This is a genomic window from Bacillus sp. z60-11, assembly GCF_046464135.1.
GTDB classification, from domain to species: Bacteria; Bacillota; Bacilli; order Bacillales; family Bacillaceae; genus Bacillus; species Bacillus sonorensis_A.
Genome location: NZ_JBIYSN010000007.1, coordinates 110570 through 127253, shown reverse-complemented (window position 1 = coordinate 127253; position 16684 = coordinate 110570). Strand labels below are relative to the sequence as shown.

Annotated in this window: 14 protein-coding genes; 6 read left to right on the top strand and 8 right to left on the bottom strand. The window is 47.4% G+C overall.

The genetic code is table 11. The features are described 5' to 3' along the window. Positions 1-3: 3 nt before the first annotated feature. A complete protein-coding gene (locus ACINLD_RS18585) occupies positions 4-918 on the bottom strand; it encodes a diacylglycerol kinase (RefSeq protein WP_077735345.1) in 915 nt (304 codons plus the stop codon). A 184-nt stretch (positions 919-1102) separates the two neighbouring features. Between ACINLD_RS18585 and ACINLD_RS18580 the strand changes: the two genes are divergently transcribed. Next, positions 1103-2053, top strand: coding sequence for a nucleoside hydrolase (locus ACINLD_RS18580; RefSeq protein WP_077735454.1), 951 nt, complete (start codon positions 1103-1105; stop codon positions 2051-2053). Between the two features lie 16 nt (positions 2054-2069). Continuing rightward, the gene (locus tag ACINLD_RS18575) at positions 2070-2609 is read left to right on the top strand and encodes a GNAT family N-acetyltransferase (protein WP_026589666.1); all 540 of its coding nucleotides are present in this window, start codon (positions 2070-2072) and stop codon (positions 2607-2609) included. Positions 2610-2683: 74 nt separating this feature from the next. Here the strand turns inward: ACINLD_RS18575 and ACINLD_RS18570 are convergent, their stop codons facing one another. Next, complete coding sequence (locus ACINLD_RS18570) at positions 2684-5836, bottom strand: efflux RND transporter permease subunit (RefSeq protein WP_410207108.1); 3153 nt, start codon at positions 5834-5836, stop codon at positions 2684-2686. A 147-nt stretch (positions 5837-5983) separates the two neighbouring features. Here ACINLD_RS18570 and ACINLD_RS18565 point away from each other — a divergent pair, with 147 nt between their 5' ends. After that, the gene (locus ACINLD_RS18565; protein ID WP_409445286.1) at positions 5984-6832 is read left to right on the top strand and encodes a TetR/AcrR family transcriptional regulator; all 849 of its coding nucleotides are present in this window, start codon (positions 5984-5986) and stop codon (positions 6830-6832) included. 51 nt (positions 6833-6883) lie between these two features. On the opposite strand, the gene ACINLD_RS18560 is transcribed toward ACINLD_RS18565, so the two are convergent. Beyond that, a complete protein-coding gene (locus ACINLD_RS18560; protein ID WP_410207107.1) occupies positions 6884-7930 on the bottom strand; it encodes a 2,3-butanediol dehydrogenase in 1047 nt (348 codons plus the stop codon). 235 nt (positions 7931-8165) lie between these two features. Between ACINLD_RS18560 and ACINLD_RS18555 the strand changes: the two genes are divergently transcribed. After that, positions 8166-9251 carry a glycoside hydrolase family 26 protein gene (locus ACINLD_RS18555; protein ID WP_410207125.1) on the top strand — a complete coding sequence of 362 codons (1086 nt, stop codon included), beginning with the start codon at positions 8166-8168 and terminating at the stop codon, positions 9249-9251. Between the two features lie 38 nt (positions 9252-9289). Here the strand turns inward: ACINLD_RS18555 and gatB are convergent, their stop codons facing one another. Genes gatB through gatC form a run of 3 tightly spaced genes read right to left on the bottom strand, consistent with a single transcriptional unit; the run spans position 9290 to position 12504 of the window. Beyond that, on the bottom strand, positions 9290-10720 hold the full coding sequence (gene gatB / locus ACINLD_RS18550) for an Asp-tRNA(Asn)/Glu-tRNA(Gln) amidotransferase subunit GatB (protein ID WP_077735353.1): 1431 nt from the start codon (positions 10718-10720) through the stop codon (positions 9290-9292). Positions 10721-10733: 13 nt separating this feature from the next. After that, positions 10734-12191, bottom strand: a complete 1458-nt coding sequence (gene gatA / locus ACINLD_RS18545; RefSeq protein ID WP_026589672.1) for an Asp-tRNA(Asn)/Glu-tRNA(Gln) amidotransferase subunit GatA — start codon at positions 12189-12191, stop codon at positions 10734-10736. A gap of 22 nt (positions 12192-12213) precedes the next feature. Next, the gene (gene gatC / locus ACINLD_RS18540; protein WP_003179590.1) at positions 12214-12504 is read right to left on the bottom strand and encodes an Asp-tRNA(Asn)/Glu-tRNA(Gln) amidotransferase subunit GatC; all 291 of its coding nucleotides are present in this window, start codon (positions 12502-12504) and stop codon (positions 12214-12216) included. Positions 12505-12937: 433 nt separating this feature from the next. Between gatC and putP the strand changes: the two genes are divergently transcribed. Next, positions 12938-14419 (top strand): sodium/proline symporter PutP, encoded by a 1482-nt coding sequence (gene putP / locus ACINLD_RS18535; RefSeq protein WP_026589673.1) that lies wholly within the window; start codon positions 12938-12940, stop codon positions 14417-14419. Here putP and ACINLD_RS18530 read toward each other — a convergent pair. Beyond that, on the bottom strand, positions 14416-14655 hold the full coding sequence (locus ACINLD_RS18530) for a DUF3951 domain-containing protein (RefSeq protein ID WP_035428791.1): 240 nt from the start codon (positions 14653-14655) through the stop codon (positions 14416-14418). The genes putP and ACINLD_RS18530 overlap by 4 nt on opposite strands. Before the next feature lie 92 nt (positions 14656-14747). Between ACINLD_RS18530 and ACINLD_RS18525 the strand changes: the two genes are divergently transcribed. Further along, entirely contained in the window at positions 14748-15440 is a 693-nt protein-coding gene (locus tag ACINLD_RS18525) for an MgtC/SapB family protein (protein ID WP_026589674.1), read from the top strand. 38 nt (positions 15441-15478) lie between these two features. On the opposite strand, the gene ACINLD_RS18520 is transcribed toward ACINLD_RS18525, so the two are convergent. Further along, entirely contained in the window at positions 15479-16669 is a 1191-nt protein-coding gene (locus tag ACINLD_RS18520) for a CamS family sex pheromone protein (RefSeq protein WP_026589675.1), read from the bottom strand. Between the last annotated feature and the right edge of the window lie 15 nt (positions 16670-16684).

Below are 16684 nucleotides of genomic sequence, written 5' to 3'. Positions count from 1 at the left end.
AGTTTAATCATCCAATTTTCTCGCTTTTTCTTTTGACATGACGACTTCAATGTGACGGTAGAGGTTTTCAAATTCGCCCGGCAGTTCGCCGCCGTATTCGCCGTCAAGATTCAAAAGCATTTTATCCTTGAGCGTGACTTTGACGCGGTTCGCTTTTGTGTAAATGATATGCTCGTCGCGAATGTGTTCGCCTCTGAGCGCAAGCGTGACAAGCCTGATAAACTCGGCGAGGTTTGTTCGTTTTAAAATAATCAGATCAAACATGCCGTCATTCAAGCTGGAGTCTGGGGCGAGCTTCTCAAAGCCGCCGACGGAGTTCGTCAGCATCACCAAAAACAGCATCACTTCGCCTTGAAAGAGCTTGCCGTCATATTCGATTTCGACCTCGGTCGGCCTTAATGAAGGCAGCAGCATTTCCATGCCTTTCAAATAATAAGCGAGGTTGCCGAGCATCGTCTTCAATTTGCTTGGAACGTCATATGTCAGTTCGGTCAGGCGTCCGCCTCCGGCGATATTGATGAAGTATTGGCCGTTGACGCGGCCGATATCAATCGGCCGGGCTTCTCCCTCTAGTATTGTGTCAACAGCCTTTAAAATATCCTCCCTCGGGATGCCGAGCGCTCTGGCGAAGTCATTTGTCGTACCGACAGGAATGACCCCGAGCATGGGGCGGTGTTCCAAAGGCGCCAAGCCGTTGATGACTTCATTTAAGGTTCCGTCTCCGCCTGCGGCGACAATTAAATCAAATTGCCGTTCGGCAGCGATTTTTGCCGCATGAACGGCATCTCCTTCACCTGTTGTCGCATGGCATGATGTCTCATATCCGGCTTGTTCGAATTTTTGCAGGACTTGGGGAAGGTTCCTTTTAAACAGCTCCCGTCCCGAAGTCGGATTGTATATGATTCGTGCACGTTTCATGTTTTCATCATCCTATTAGAGTATCCGTATCATTTCTTTACCAACAACCTTTAATTATACTAGTTGTTTAAAAAATCGCAACAAATCATACCAGCTTTTTGTTTAACTTTAGATAAATTTTCCTAACCAGGAGATGGATTGATGTAGAATAGGAAACATGACGACAGCAAAGGGGATGATGCTTGTGAAGAAACTTGTTTATTTTAATCACGACGGAGGCGTGGATGATCTCGTCTCCTTGTTTCTGCTTTTGCAGATGGAGGATGTCAAATTGGTCGGCGCATCGGTCATTCCCGCGGATTGCTACCTGGAGCCCGCGCTAAGCGCAAGCCGGAAGATCATCGACCGCTTCGGGTCCTATCCGGTCGAAACGGCCGCTTCCGACTCCAGAGGTGTTCATCCGTTTCCAAAGGAGTGGCGCATGCATGCCTTTTATGTCGACGCTCTGCCGATTTTAAATGAAAATGGCCCTGCCAAAACGCCGGTATCCGACCTTCCCGCCCATCTTCATTTGCTTGAGAAGCTCAAAAACAGTAAAGATCCTGTGACACTGCTTTTCACAGGACCGCTGACAGATTTGGCCCGGGCCTTGGAAAAGGACCCGTCCATCACCGAACAGATTGCAAAGCTTGTCTGGATGGGCGGCACCTTTCTTGAGAAAGGGAATGTGGAAGAGCCTGAGCACGACGGGACGGCGGAATGGAACGCGTTTTGGGACCCGTACAGTGTGAAGACGGTATTTCAAGCTGACATTCAGATCGAAATGGTTGCCCTTGAAAGCACGAACCAGGTGCCTTTGACAACTGAGATCCGCTCCCATTGGGCGAGCCTCAGGAAGCATGTCGGGATCGACTTTATCGGCCAGTGCTATGCGATGTGCCCGCCGCTTGTCCATACGGAGACGAATTCCACCTACTACCTTTGGGATGTGCTGACAACGCTCACGCTCGGCGCCAAAGATTTCACCCGTTCGCGGACCGTCCATGCGATTGTGCACACGGAAAGCCCGCGCCAAGGGAGAACAGAAGAGCACCCGGACGGAAGACGGGTCGAAGTCGTCGAGCAAGTCGACAGGGACGCATTTTTTCTTTACTTTGAAGAGTTGATGAAAAAAGCAGACCGCATTCCAACTTGAAAAGGAGACGAAGCAGATGAAAAAAGGGGAACACGTTTATGTCAGGCCGCTGACAGTACGCGACGCTGAGGCATGCCTCAAATTGCAGATCGACAACCGTGCGTTTTTCGAAAGGTTTTCCATGGAGCGGAGCGATGATTTTTATACACTTGAAGGCCAGAAACAAAGGCTGACAACCTTCTATGACAAGATGCAAGAAGATGAAGACTATTATTTCGGCATCTTTCTTCAGGCAAACGACGCGCTGATCGGGACGATCAATCTTTTTCAAGTGCTGCGCGGCGCTCTGCAATGCGCTTTTATCGGCTATTTTTTAGATGAGAAACATAATGGCAAAGGCTATACAACTGAAGCGTGCAGGCTGATGGTCGAATTCGCCTTTGAAGAACTGAAGCTGCACCGCATCGAAGCCGGTGTCATGCCTCATAATCTCGCATCCATTCGGGTGCTGGAGAAAGCGGGTTTTCATAAAGAAGGCATCGCTCGGAAAAACGTTAAGATCAACGGCAAATGGGAAGATCATCAAATGCTCGCTGTCATCAATCCGAATGATTGAAATGCCCCGCGGTTCTCTCCAACGGAACTAAACGAAAAAAGCCTCAGCTTGCCGCTGAGGCTTTCATCTTTATCCTACTCTTCTTCCACTCCCGGCTTTTTCCGGCGGAATTTGGCCAATACTTCATAGACGATCGGCACAATCAGAAGTGTGAGGAGCGTGGAGCTGATTAAACCGCCGATGACGGTAACGCCGAGTCCTTTTGAGATGATCTGGCTGCCGCCTTCGAATCCGAACGCCAATGGAAGCAAGGCGCCGATGGTTGCGATGGCTGTCATCAGGATCGGGCGGAGTCTTGTAGAGCCGGCTTCAAGAAGCGCTTCTCTTGTAGACAGTCCTTCCGCTTCCTTATGGATGACGCGGTCGATTAAGACAATCGCGTTTGTGACGACGATTCCGATCAGCATCAGCATTCCGATCATCGCGTTGAGACTGATCGTTTCTCCTGATACATAAAGTCCGACCAAAGCGCCGATGACGGTAAACGGCAGCGAGAACAGAATCGCAAATGGCGCGAGCGCACCGCCGAATGTAATCACGAGCACGAGGTAGACGATCGCAATCGCGGCCAGCATCGCCAAACCGAGCTGTGTAAATGATTCCGCGATATCTGCGGAGACACCGCCGGTATCGATCGTGACATTGTCAGGAAGGTCAAGCTTGTCGATTTTCTTCTGGACAGCCTGTGATACCGCTGTGACATTGTCTGACGTGACTTTCGCCGTCACGTCGGCATATACTTTTCCGTCGCGTTTTGAAACGGTGTCAGAAGTCGAACCTTTTTTCACCTCGGCAACATCGCCGATTTTTACTTCCTGGCCTGTCGCTGTGGTGATCTTTTTGTTTTCTAAATCTTTGACGCTCTTATACTCGTCTTTTTCTGTTTTAATGTTGACGTCAAGCTCTTTTCCGTTCTTTTTCACGGTTGTCAAAGGAGACTGTGATGTTTGCGTCATGAGCGCCTGGGAAATTTGCGACGCCGTCAGTCCAAGCTTGCTGAGCTTTTCTTGGTCAGCCACAAATGTGTACTCATCATATGTGCTGGAAAGGCCTGTGTCGACGTCTTTCAGATCTTTTTGATCCTTCATGATCTTTTCAATGTCTTTGACAGTGCCTTTAATGTCTTTTTCTGAATCACCGTACACATAATACGCTAATTCATTGTTGCTGCCCGAAGAGCTGAAGTCCTGAACTTTCCATTCGCCGCGGTCGGATTTCTTCTTGATCGCGTTTAGCACATTGTCCTTTTCTTTATCAAAATCAGGCGTATCTTCTTCATATTTGATGTAGAACAGCGCGCTGTTTGAACTTCCTCCCATTCCCATGAGCGGATTTCCTGAACCTAATGAATACTGAACCGTATCGACGTGCTTGCGGTCCAATAACAGCTTTTCAGCTTTTGCGGCTTCATCTTCCGCTTCTTTTTTCGTTTCCCCCGGTTCAGGCGTATAAGTGATCTGCACCGTTTTTTCCTGTTCGGAAGGCAGGTAGCTCGCACCGATCAGCGGTACAAGGAACAAGCTTCCGACAAGCATCAGAATCGCGATGAGCGATGTTATCCATTTATGGCTTAGGGACCAATTCAATACTTTTTTGTAGAAATTCGCAAGCCTTCCCGGCTTATGCTCTTTCCCTTTCACCGGTGCACCCGTCAACGATTTTTTGAACAGGCTGTGCGCAAGCATCGGCACGAGCGTGATCGCAATCAGGAGGGATGCGGCAAGCGCAAATACGATCGTTAAAGCAAACGGGATAAACAATTCACCGATTTGGCCGCCGACAAGTGCGAGCGGCAGGAATACCGCAATCGTTACGATCGTTGATGACATGATCGGCAAAAACATTTCTTTCGTCGCTTCGCGAACAAGGGCTTTTCCGCGGAGCGGTTCATCTTTGAGCCTCATGCGGCGGTAGATGTTCTCGATGACAACGATGGAGTCGTCGACAACCCGGCCGATCGCGACTGTCATGGCGCCGAGCGTCATGATATTCAACGTGATATCAAGCTGGCTCAGCACAAGCAATCCGATCAGCAATGATAGCGGAATCGAAATGATCGAGATCATTGTTGATTTAATATCTCTTAAGAATAAGAGTATGATCACAACCGCAAAGATCGCTCCGAAAATGGCTTTGCTCAGCATCGTTTCGACCGACTCTGTGATCGGTTCGGCCATATCCAATGTTGCGCTGTATTCAAAGCCTTTATGGTCTTCCTTGTATTGTTTCATTACACCTTTTACACTGTCGGCCACTTCGACCGTGTTGGCGTCGTTTGCTTTGATGATGTTGATGCCGATGCTGTCTTTTCCATTTGTGCGTGAAATCGACTCCGCTTTTTTGACATCTTTAATATTGGCAATCTCGGAAAGCTTGACCGTCGGTATACCTGAGGCGGCGCTTTGCTGCGCCTGTGCGGCCGCCTGCGGATTCTGCGCCGCCTGCGCGCTTTGTGCGGCTTGTGCACCGCTTGCGCCTGAAGCAGACGCGGTCGGGATTCTCATATTTTTCAAATCTTTGATTGTTTCAATATCGCCGCTGACGACGACTGATTTTTCCTTATTGCCGAATGTGTACAATCCGAGCGGAGTTGTCACATCAGAACCTTGAATCACCTGCTTGACCGTGTCTTCGTCAAGGCCGTATTCTTTCATTTTGTCTTCTTTAAAAGAGAATTCAACCTCTTCAACCTGCTGGCCGGAAACTTGGACGGACGCTACCCCTTCGACACCTTCAAGCTTCGGAACAAGGCTGTCTTCCACTTGTTTCGTCAGCTCCTGCAGATTGTCTTGATCACTGGAGACGCTGAGCGTCAAAATCGGGAAGGAATTCATGCTGTAGCGTGAAATTTCCGGATCTTGTGCGTCATCAGGCAGCTTGGTGTTTTCCAGCGCTTCAGCCGCTTCTGTTTTCGCTTTGTCCATATCCTTCTCATAGTCATACTCGATCATAACCGACGATGCGTTTTCATAAGACGTAGAGGTGACAACATTGACACCGTCCAGATTCTGCACCGCTTGTTCAACCGGTTTCGTCACCTCATCAGCCACTTGGCTTGGGGTAGCTCCCGGATAGGTCGTGCTAATTGTCAGGTAAGGCATGTTTACATCAGGAATGGATTCTTGCTTCATATTCAAACCCGCGTAAAGGCCGGCAACCGTAACAATAATCGTCATCAGCCACACAGCGAACTTGTTCTTTAGCACAAAATTAATGATAGAATTCATTGCGACCTCCATTTATATATATCTTTCTCTTTATCACACATTGACTGACTGGTCATTCTATATAATAATAAACATGAAAAGTAAACAGCGTCAACTTATACATGTAAAGTTTATTTAATTTTAATGTTTAATTAAAGGGGTACTTTCATGACAGAAAAAGAAGAAAAAATCATAAAAGCCGGCCTCCATCTTTTTGCAAAAAACGGGTTTGCTTCCACGACGATTCAGGAAATCGCCAATGAATGCGAAATCTCTAAAGGGGCTTTCTATCTGCATTTTAAATCGAAAGAAGCGCTGTTGCTTGCAATCATTAAGTATTATATCGATCGCACGATGGAAAATATGAAGAAGATTCAGCAGAAAAACTTCCCTCCGAGAGAGACGTTCAAAGAGCAGATCGCCTATCAATTCAAGGAGAGCAAGGAGCACAGGGATTTTATTCTCGTGATGATCAGCGAACACAGCATACCCGAAAACAGCAAAATCGAGGAGTATTTCACAAAGGTCGGCAGGAAATTTCACGAAATGTATCAGGAGGCGCTTTTGGCAGCCTACGGCGATATTGTGAAGCCTTTTCTGCCTGACTTGTCGGTCATCGTTCAAGGAATTGTGCAATCCTATCAAAACTTATTTATCTTCAATGAAGTCGATATTGATTTTTACAATCTTGCAGACTTTATTATCAGAAGAATTGACGATATGATCAATGGCATGATTCAAAGCGGAGAGCAGCCGGTTCTTGCTGATCAGACCTACAGCTTTTGCAGAAACGCCGATAATCCGCTCGACGAAAACGCCATTTTGCAGGAAATAGAGAGGATCAAAAGCAAAACGGAGCTGCCTGAGGATATCTTGATCACGCTCGATGTAATCGAAGAAGAGCTGAAGAGAGAGGCTCCGCGAAAGCCGGTGATACAAGGTATGCTTTCAAACTTGGCGGAAGAGGAAAACGTCGGTCATCTATTTCAGATGATCTCCCGTTTTCTCGATCGTTGACACTGCGAATAAAAACCAGATTTCTAAAAACATGAAATCTGGTTTTCTTATTTATTCAGCTTGAACAAGGATCTTCACCTGGTCTCTTTCTTTCAATAATCCTTCAAAGCCCTCTTCTATCACCTCATCAAGCGTAATTCGCTTCGTTACCAATTTGTCAGCCGGGAAATACCCTTGAGCCATTAAGCTGATGACCGCTGGAAAAACATTGCGGTAGCCGATGATTCCGGTTAATGTCCGTTCTTTCATGACGATGTCATGAGGGTGAATTGGCGCTTCTTTTTCAAAAATGCTGACGACCATTGTTTCTCCTTCCATTTTCGTCGCATGAATCGCCTGTTTTAAAACCGGCGGCACGCCTGTCACTTCAAAGGCAACATCCACACCGCCGTTTGTCCGTTTTTGAATTTCACTAACCGGATCGCATTGTTTTGGATCAATGGTGATCGCACCAAGCTCAGCTGCTTTTTGGCGGCGGATGTCTGAAATTTCGACAGCGTAGATGTCTGCTGCTCCGGATGCTTTTAATGCTTCAATCACAAGCAAACCGATCGGGCCCGTCCCAAAAACGGCCGCTTTGTCACCGACTTTCAGTTTGCTTTGGCGGGCGGCGTGAAGAGCAACAGCTGCCGGCTCAACAAGAGCGCCTTGTTCAAATGACACCGTTTCCGGCAATTGGTGAATCATGTCCGCAGGTACGGCTGCATACTCGGAAAAACCGCCGCCTCCCCCGGCGAGGCCGAAGAACCCTAATTGTTCGCAAAGGTTATACTTTCCTTTGAGACAAGCCTCACATTCGCCGCAGGCGTAGATCGGTTCGACCGTTACACGGTCTCCGGCTTGAACAGTTGTCACTCCTTCCCCGACCTCGACGACCTCCCCGGAAAATTCATGCCCCAGCACAATCGGGGCTTTATCACCGCTTAGCGGATGTGTTTCTGTCGGAATAAAAATCGGGCCTGCCGTATACTCGTGCAGATCGCTCCCGCAAATTCCGCACCATTTGATTTTCACTTTCACCTTCCCTTTCATCGCCTTGGGCTCTTCAATCTGTTCCAATCGCAAATCTCCGGCGCCGTGCCATCTAAGCGCTTTCATTTTTCGCCTCCTGAATACAATATTTTGATTCATTTTATTGTGCTTCTATTCTTAATATTCCAACAAATATATCTAAAAACCACGCTTTCGTTTCACAGCAGGCCTTTTCTCATATGAGGACAGTGATTTACATATTCCAGAAGCAAACAGATCCCAATGGCTCATGTTTATCTATTTTTATTCTAGTAAAATAAGGTGTATTTTGTTAAATTTCTTAAAAAACAGGAGGTTTACGATCATGAAAAGACATATCATCAGTTTTGTTACCGCTTCATTATTCATATTGGCTGCATCACCGGCCGCATCCGCTCATACGGTTTCACCGGTGAATCCGAATGCCCAGCCAACAACGAAAGCAACTATGAACTGGCTCGCACATCTGCCGAACAGATCGGAAAACCGGGTGATGTCGGGTGCATTCGGCGGTTACAGTCTTGATACGTTTTCTATGGCTGAAGCCAATCAATTAAAAAATACAACGGGGCAGCTGCCTGCGATTTACGGATGTGATTATGCAAGAGGGTGGCTTGAGCCGGCAGATATCACCGATACCGTTGACCACAGCTGCAACAGCGATTTGATTTCATACTGGAAAAGCGGCGGCATCCCTCAAATCAGCATGCATCTGGCAAACCCGGCGTTTACTTCAGGCCACTACAAAACACAGATTTCCAACAGCCAGTATCAACACATATTAGATTCATCAACGGCCGAAGGAAAGCGTCTTGATGCCATGTTGGAGAAGATCGCAGATGGTCTTGAAGAACTGAAAAATGAAGGTGTGCCCGTCCTTTTCAGACCTCTTCACGAAATGAACGGCGAGTGGTTCTGGTGGGGGCTGACAGAATATAATCAAAAAGACAGTGAGAGGATCGCTTTATACAAACAGCTTTATCAAAAAATCTATCACTATATGACAAATGAAAGAGGATTGGACAACCTTATATGGGTGTATGCGCCTGATGCCAACAGAGATTTTAAAGCTGATTTTTATCCGGGATCTTCCTATGTTGATATTGTTGGATTGGATGCTTACTTTGCCGACGCCGATTCTATTCAGGGATATGAAGAGCTGACATCGCTTGATAAGCCGTTTGCCTTCACAGAAGTCGGACCGCAGGAAACGAACGGCAGCTTTGATTACGCTTCATTTATTAATGCAATCAGACAAAAGTATCCGAAAACCGTTTACTTTTTGGCCTGGAATGACGGCTGGAGCCCTGCCGCAAACAAGGGCGCATCAAGCCTTTACAACAACAGCTGGACGCTGAATAAAGGAGAAGTATGGGACGGCGATTCATTAACGCCTGTCGTTGAATAAAAAAACCGCATGGAGGCGTCTCTCCATGCGGTTTTTTTTTATCGTTTGTTGATTTCTTCAAGAAGCAGCTTGTTGACCATCGGCGGGTTCGCCTGGCCTTTTGAGGCTTTCATGATTTGGCCGACTAGGAAGCCGATCGCGCGGTCTTTACCGTTTTTAAAGTCTTCGATCGACTGCGGATTGTTGTCGAGCGCTTCAGTGACGAGTTTCCGAAGTGTCGCTTCGTCAGAGATTTGCACAAGGCCTTTTTCTTTGACGATTTTTTCTGCGTCTCCGCCTTTTTCGATCAATTCTTTGAAGACCTTTTTCGCGATTTTCGATGAAATCGTTCCTTTTTCGATCAGCTTGATCAATCCGGCAAGACCTTCAGGTGTGAGCGCGACATCGGCAAGCTCTTTTTGCTGGGCGTTTAAGTAAGCCGATACTTCACCCATCAGCCAGTTCGACGCCAGCTTCGCGTCTGCTCCTTTTTCGACGGCCGCTTCGAAGAAGTCGGACATTTCCTTTGTCAAAGTCAGCACTTTCGCGTCATAGGCAGGCAGGCCAAGCGCTTCGATGTAGCGCTTGCGGCGCTCGTCCGGAAGCTCAGGAATGCTGTCTTTCACGCGCTGCTTCCACTCGTCGTCAATGTAAAGCTCGACAAGATCAGGCTCAGGGAAGTAGCGGTAGTCGTCAGATCCCTCTTTGACCCTCATCAAAATCGTCGTTTTGGACGCTTCATCATAGCGGCGCGTCTCCTGCTGGATGACACCGCCTGACAACAGAACCTGCGCCTGGCGTTTCTCTTCGTGCTCAAGTCCTTTTTGAACAAAGGCGAATGAGTTCAGGTTTTTCAGCTCTGTCTTTGTCCCGAACTCCTCTTGGCCGATCGGACGGAGCGAGATGTTGGCGTCGCAGCGGAGCGATCCTTCCTCCATCTTACAGTCGGAAACACCTGTATACTGAATGATCGATTTCAGCTTTTCAAGATAGGCGTAAGCTTCTTCAGGCGTTCTGATATCGGGCTCGGAGACGATTTCAACGAGCGGTGTTCCCTGGCGGTTGTAATCGACAAGGGAGTAGCCGTCGCCTGTATGTGTCAGTTTTCCCGCATCCTCTTCCAAATGAAGGCGGGTGATGCCGATGCGCTTCGTTTTTCCGCCGACTTCGATTTCGATCCAGCCGTTTTCGCCGATCGGTTTATCAAATTGTGAAATTTGATAAGCTTTCGGGTTGTCGGGGTAGAAATAGTTTTTCCGGTCGAATTTCGTTTCTGTCGCAATTTCGCAGTTGAGCGCCATCGCCGCTTTCATCGCGAAATTGACGGCTTCTTTGTTCAACACAGGCAGCACGCCCGGATAGCCCAGATCAATGACGCTTGTCTGCGTGTTGGCCGCTGCGCCGAATGGCGTTGGAGAACTGGAGAAAATTTTCGATTTTGTTTTGAGCTCCACGTGGACTTCAAGTCCGATTACCGTTTCAAAGTTCATGTTTTTTCACCCCTTACAGTTCAGGTTTTGCTTTATGATGGTCTGTCGCCTGTTCGAATGCGTGGGCGACGCGGTATACTGTGCTTTCATCAAAGTGTTTGCCGATGATTTGCAGGCCGAGCGGCAAGCCGTTCGCAAATCCGCACGGTACGCTGATTCCCGGGACGCCCGCAAGGTTGACTGGGATCGTCAGGATGTCGTTGGCGTACATGGTCAGCGGATCGCTCGTTTTTTCGCCGATTTTAAATGCCGGTGTCGGCGTTGTCGGTCCGATGATGACGTCATAGTTCGCAAATACGTCTTCAAAGTCCTTTTTGATCAGTGTTCTGACTTTCTGCGCTTTTTTATAGTACGCGTCGTAATAGCCGGAGCTCAGCGCGAATGTACCGAGCATGATGCGGCGTTTGACTTCGTTTCCAAAGCCTTCGGAACGCGTCTGTTTGTATAGGTCGATCAGGTTGTCGGCATTGTCCGTGCGGTAGCCGTAGCGGATGCCGTCGAAGCGCGCCAGGTTTGCCGAAGCTTCAGATGAAGAAAGCAGGTAATAGGTCGCCAGCGCGTATTTGCTGTGCGGCAACGACACCTCTTCCCATGTCGCGCCAAGGCCTTCGAGCACTTTCAGCGCTTCAAGCACGGAATTTCTCGCTTCTTCACCGACGCCTTCGCCGAGGTATTCTTTCGGTACCGCGATTTTCAGTCCTTTAATATCGCCCGTTAATGCTGACAAATAGTCAGGCACGTCGACATTCGCGCTTGTCGAATCCATTTTGTCGACGCCGGAAATCGCTTGGAGCAAGTAAGCGTTGTCCTCGACATTTCTTGTGATCGGACCGATTTGATCCAATGAAGACGCAAATGCGACAAGACCGTATCTGGACACGCGGCCGTATGTTGGCTTTAAGCCGACGACGCCGCAGAAAGAAGCCGGCTGCCGGATCGATCCGCCCGTGTCAGATCCGAGTGAAAACGGGACTTCTCCCGCCGCCACCGCAGCTGCGGAGCCCCCGCTTGATCCGCCTGGAACGGTTTCAAGATTCCACGGGTTTTTCGTTTTTTGGAAGCCTGAATTCTCTGTGGAAGATCCCATGGCAAACTCGTCCATGTTCAGCTTTCCGATGGTAACCGCTTCAGCTTCATGAAGCCGCTCGACAACCGTTGCATCATAGATCGGGTCGAAATTGTCGAGGATTTTGCTGGCACAGGTAGTGCGCAGATCCTTTGTGACGATATTATCCTTGATTCCGATCGGCATCCCGAAAAGAAGGCCGTGCTCGCCCCGTGTCTCAAGCGCTTCGTCCAATTCTTTGGCGTAGGCGCGGGCTTTTTCTTCATCAAGCTGCAAAAAGGCCTGTACCTTTCCGTCAACTTCCTGAATCCGTTTGTAAGATTCATCGACTAAATCTGATATGCTGATCTCTTTATTATGTATGAGACGTTTTAATTCAGATATTTTATGGTCAAACAATGACATGTTCTCTCGCTCCCTCCTTTATTTAGTCCAAGATTGACGGCACGCGGATATAGCCGTCTTTATGATCAGGCGCGTTTTTGACGACATCTTCAACCGGAAGGCCTTTATCAGGAACGTCTTCCCTCATGATATTCTTCATTTGCAATACATGCGTTGTTGGTTTAACATTCTCTGTATCGACTTCATTCAGCTCTTCTGCAAATGAAATAATGCTGTCCAGCTGTTCAGTAAACATCGCCGCTTCCTCGTCCGTAATCGCCAGTCTGGCAAGATGGGCGACATGTTTTACTTCTTCTATAGAAATACGTGACATAAAAAACACCTCCATGATGATTCTCGTTTAGTCATATAATACTGATCATATCAAATACCAGCCTGCTAAATCAACAAAACCGCGATTTCAGCCCTTTTTCATTGTATACGAAAATCCCGGACAAGACATCTCGTCCTAGTATTCAGAATATTTTTACTTTGAATAATAATTGTAAGCGCTTTCATTAGGATGCTTATCAGGCCCTTTGCTTCCTTTTGTCAAAAAATAATGGGCTTATAACGGTTGATTGATTTCCAATAGTTTGATAGGTTAGTTAACTAAGTACGATCATATTGGCAGCGCCTTAATTATTCCAATACTTGATCCTTAAAAAGAAGGCTCTGCAATCATTCTTCGTACGCATAAAATCAGTATTGTCGAAAATTCTAAAGAGGTGATGCCACATTATTTTTAAAGAGGAGAGATATGAAACGTGAGTGTTGAAATATTTATTTCGTTGGGGATTTATTTTGCCACTATGCTTTTAATCGGTTGGTATTCCTACAGAAAAACATCCAATCTGAACGACTATATGCTTGGCGGCAGAGGTCTCGGGCCCGCTGTTACGGCTTTATCGGCCGGCGCTTCTGACATGAGCGGATGGATGCTGATGGGACTCCCAGGGGCCATGTATGTATCAGGACTATCAAGCGCCTGGCTTGCAGTTGGTTTAACGATAGGAGCTTATGTGAACTATTTAGTCGTTGCTCCCCGTCTGCGCACATATACGGAAGTAGCGAACGACGCGATAACAATTCCGGACTTTTTTGAAAACCGGTTCAATGATACAACAAGAATCTTGCGCCTGGCATCGGCCATTGTCATCATCGTGTTTTTCACACTGTACACGTCAGCCGGTATGGTATCTGGAGGACGGCTGTTTGAAACGGCGTTTGGCCTTGATTACAAAGTCGGTTTATTTGTAACGGCCGCAGTCGTGATCGCTTATACGCTGTTTGGAGGATTTTTGGCTGTCAGTCTGACGGACTTTCTGCAAGGTTTGATTATGTTTATCGCTTTAGTGCTCGTGCCGATCGTTGCCTTTACTCAATTAGGCGGAGTTACGCCGACTTTAAATGTGATAGAAGAAATCGATCCGAGCTTGCTTGATTTCTTCAAAGGAACGACCGTCATTAGCATTATTTCCTTCCTTGCCTGGGGACTCGGCTACTTCGGGCAACCGCATATCATCGTCCGCTTTATGGCGATTTCATCCGTAAAAGAGCTGAAGCCAGCCCGACGCATTGCGATGGGCTGGATGATTATCTCTGTCATCGGCGCATTGCTTGTCGGACTGATCGGAGTGGCGTATATCCATGAGACGGGTGCAAGTCTGAAAGATCCTGAAACGATCTTCATCGTCTTTTCAAAGGTATTGTTCCATCCGTTGATTACAGGATTCCTGCTTTCCGCATTGCTTGCGGCTATCATGAGTACTGTATCGTCCCAGCTGTTGGTGACGTCTAGCGCCATGACGGAAGACTTTTACAGAACGTTCTTCCGCCGCAAAGCTACCGATAAAGAGCTTGTCTTTGTCGGCCGTCTGAGCGTTCTCCTGGTCGCTGTCATCGCCATTCTTCTGTCCATAAGCCCAAATGACACGATCTTGGATCTCGTCGGCTATGCTTGGGCAGGGTTTGGATCCGCCTTTGGACCCGCCATTCTTCTCAGCCTGTACTGGAAACGAATGAACCAGTGGGGCGCATTAGCGGGTATGATTACAGGGGCTGTCACCGTGTTGATTTGTATTATTTTCGGACTTCAAGAGGCAACCGGCGTATATGAAATGATCCCTGGATTCTTCCTGAGTCTGCTTGCCGTTATCGTTGTCAGTCTGACGACGAATAAGCCGGCTAAAGTCGCTTCTGACATGTTTGAGGAAATGGAACAGACGCACGAGGATAATCATTCTTAATCATCAACAAAAAAGCTGCCAGATATATGTCCTGGCAGCTTTTTTATTTTCATCATCGTCCCGGCTTTGCTTCTCTTTTTTTCTTCATGGAATTCTTTTGCGGTTTGTCCGGCAATATAATCAAAAGGGGTATAGTGGTTTTGAATGGTTTTTTTGCGGATCAACATATTGCAGGCAGCAGCCAAGATGATGACGGAAACCGCCAGTGGAAACATGAGTGATAAAAACATCAGCATGCAAAGTCCCGCCTTTCAAAAATGGTTGTCTGTCGGTCATGTCTGTGAGAAAATCATATCAATCAGCTCAGTGAGAAAGGAGGTCCGAAGGCATGGATTGGCATATCGACCTTGATACGGTCCTGAAGCTGGGAACAGCGACATTGATCGGCATGGTCATCGGTCTTGAAAGGGAATTGAAAAACAAGCCGCTCGGCTTGAAAACCTGTATTGTCATTGCGATCAGCTCATGCGTCCTGACATTGGTGAGCATTGATGCAGCCTATCATTTTCCGAAATCAAACAGGATTATGATGGACCCGTTGCGGCTGCCGGCGCAAATTATTTCCGGCATCGGCTTTATCGGGGCCGGCGTCATCTTAAGAAAAAGCAATGATGTCATATCCGGCCTGACCACCTCTGCGATGATCTGGGGTGCGGCAGGTCTCGGCGTTGCGATTGGCGCCGGTTTTTACAAAGAAGCATTTATCAGTCTGATCTTTATATTAGTGAGCGTCGAGTTTTTGCCATGGCTGATCGGGAAAATCGGTCCGGACCGTCTCCAGGAAAAAGAAATCCGCATTCGCATGTCGCTGTCTGATAAGGATAAAATGACCGATATCCTCAAGGAAATGAAAGCGAAAGACATCCGGATTCACTCCGTCCGGATCGATGATATGCGGGAAAAAGACTTCCCGATTATGGAAACGAAAATCATGGTCCATAAGAAGAGGTATGTCACTGATGTTTATTACGACATCAAAGCGATCGACGGTGTCGTCGGGGTGAAATGCGATACGCTTTAAGTGCGAAAAGAAGCAGCCTTATCCAGCTGCTTCTTCTTTTATGAATCATAAATATGAACGGTCGGTTCTTTGTCTCCCGGCTTTTTGAGGATGAGGGCTTCCTGTCCGTCAGATGACGTAATGTTGATTTCCACATTCAGTCCGCTCTTACCGTAGTAATCCATCACTTCACCGGTCAGAAATTGCGTAAAGGCAATGACTTCGCTTTTCCCGTAAAACTGCATCGGGATATTGATTTTCATCTCCTGCATTTCGCCGTCTTTATACAAGGCTGTGCCGACAACACCTGTGTAGTTCGGGAAATACGTATCGACTTTATTTTTAAACCGTTTAAAAAGCTCTGAGTCATCCGGGTGCTTTTCCTTCCCTTCATCTGATGGGAAGAAGGTGTATTCTTCATTGATATTGTCCCAGCCGCTGATTTCGCTTGAACCTGCTTTCACTTCGGTTTTTGCGATAAAGTTTCCAGGCACGATCGATGATTTCGGCGCCTGTTTGTATAGGACGATCGTCATCGGAATATTCTTCAGATCATCCATGTTGCGGATTCGTTTTGCGACTTCCTGCGCGATCTTTTCACCTTCTGTTTTCAATTTTTTATCGCTGATTGTCACTTCTTTTTGCGGATCGCCGACATTTTCGCGGTAATAGTAAACAGAATTGAGCGCCAGACCGATGACAACACCGCCCAGCTCGATCGTGTCTTTGTCTTTGCGGACAAGGTAATCGTGCTCAAGCATATGAGCGAGATAGATCGGGCTTTTCTCGTTTTGCTCTTCCTTTGACCCGCTTCCGGAAAGAGGCGGATTCAGCCCGAGATTTTCAAAATTCTTATCTTCTTTCTGCGCCTTCTTCAGGTCATCGCCCGTTTTTTTCCGTGCCAGCCAGCTTGTCACAGTATCTTCATCCAAATATTGACCTTCCTGAAAAAGGTAATCGTCCGTAGGGAAAGAATTCTGTGCGAGGCGCATCATGCCTGTTTCAAATTCATCGATGTCAAGCCTCGTATTCAGCCGCTCTGTCGTCAATCCCCGGGCTTTTCCGGCTTTAAAAGGAAGAACCATTTTATAATAAGAATCAGAGATGTTGTATTTCGGAATGATCGCTTTTTCTTTTGACTTTTCCGTCTTTTGGACCATCTCCTGTTCTTCTTCTCCCCCAAAATTCGGCGCACAGGCTGAGAGCATCAGCATACCCGCAGCAGCCGCCAAACATAATATCTTTTTCAATAGAACACACTCCTC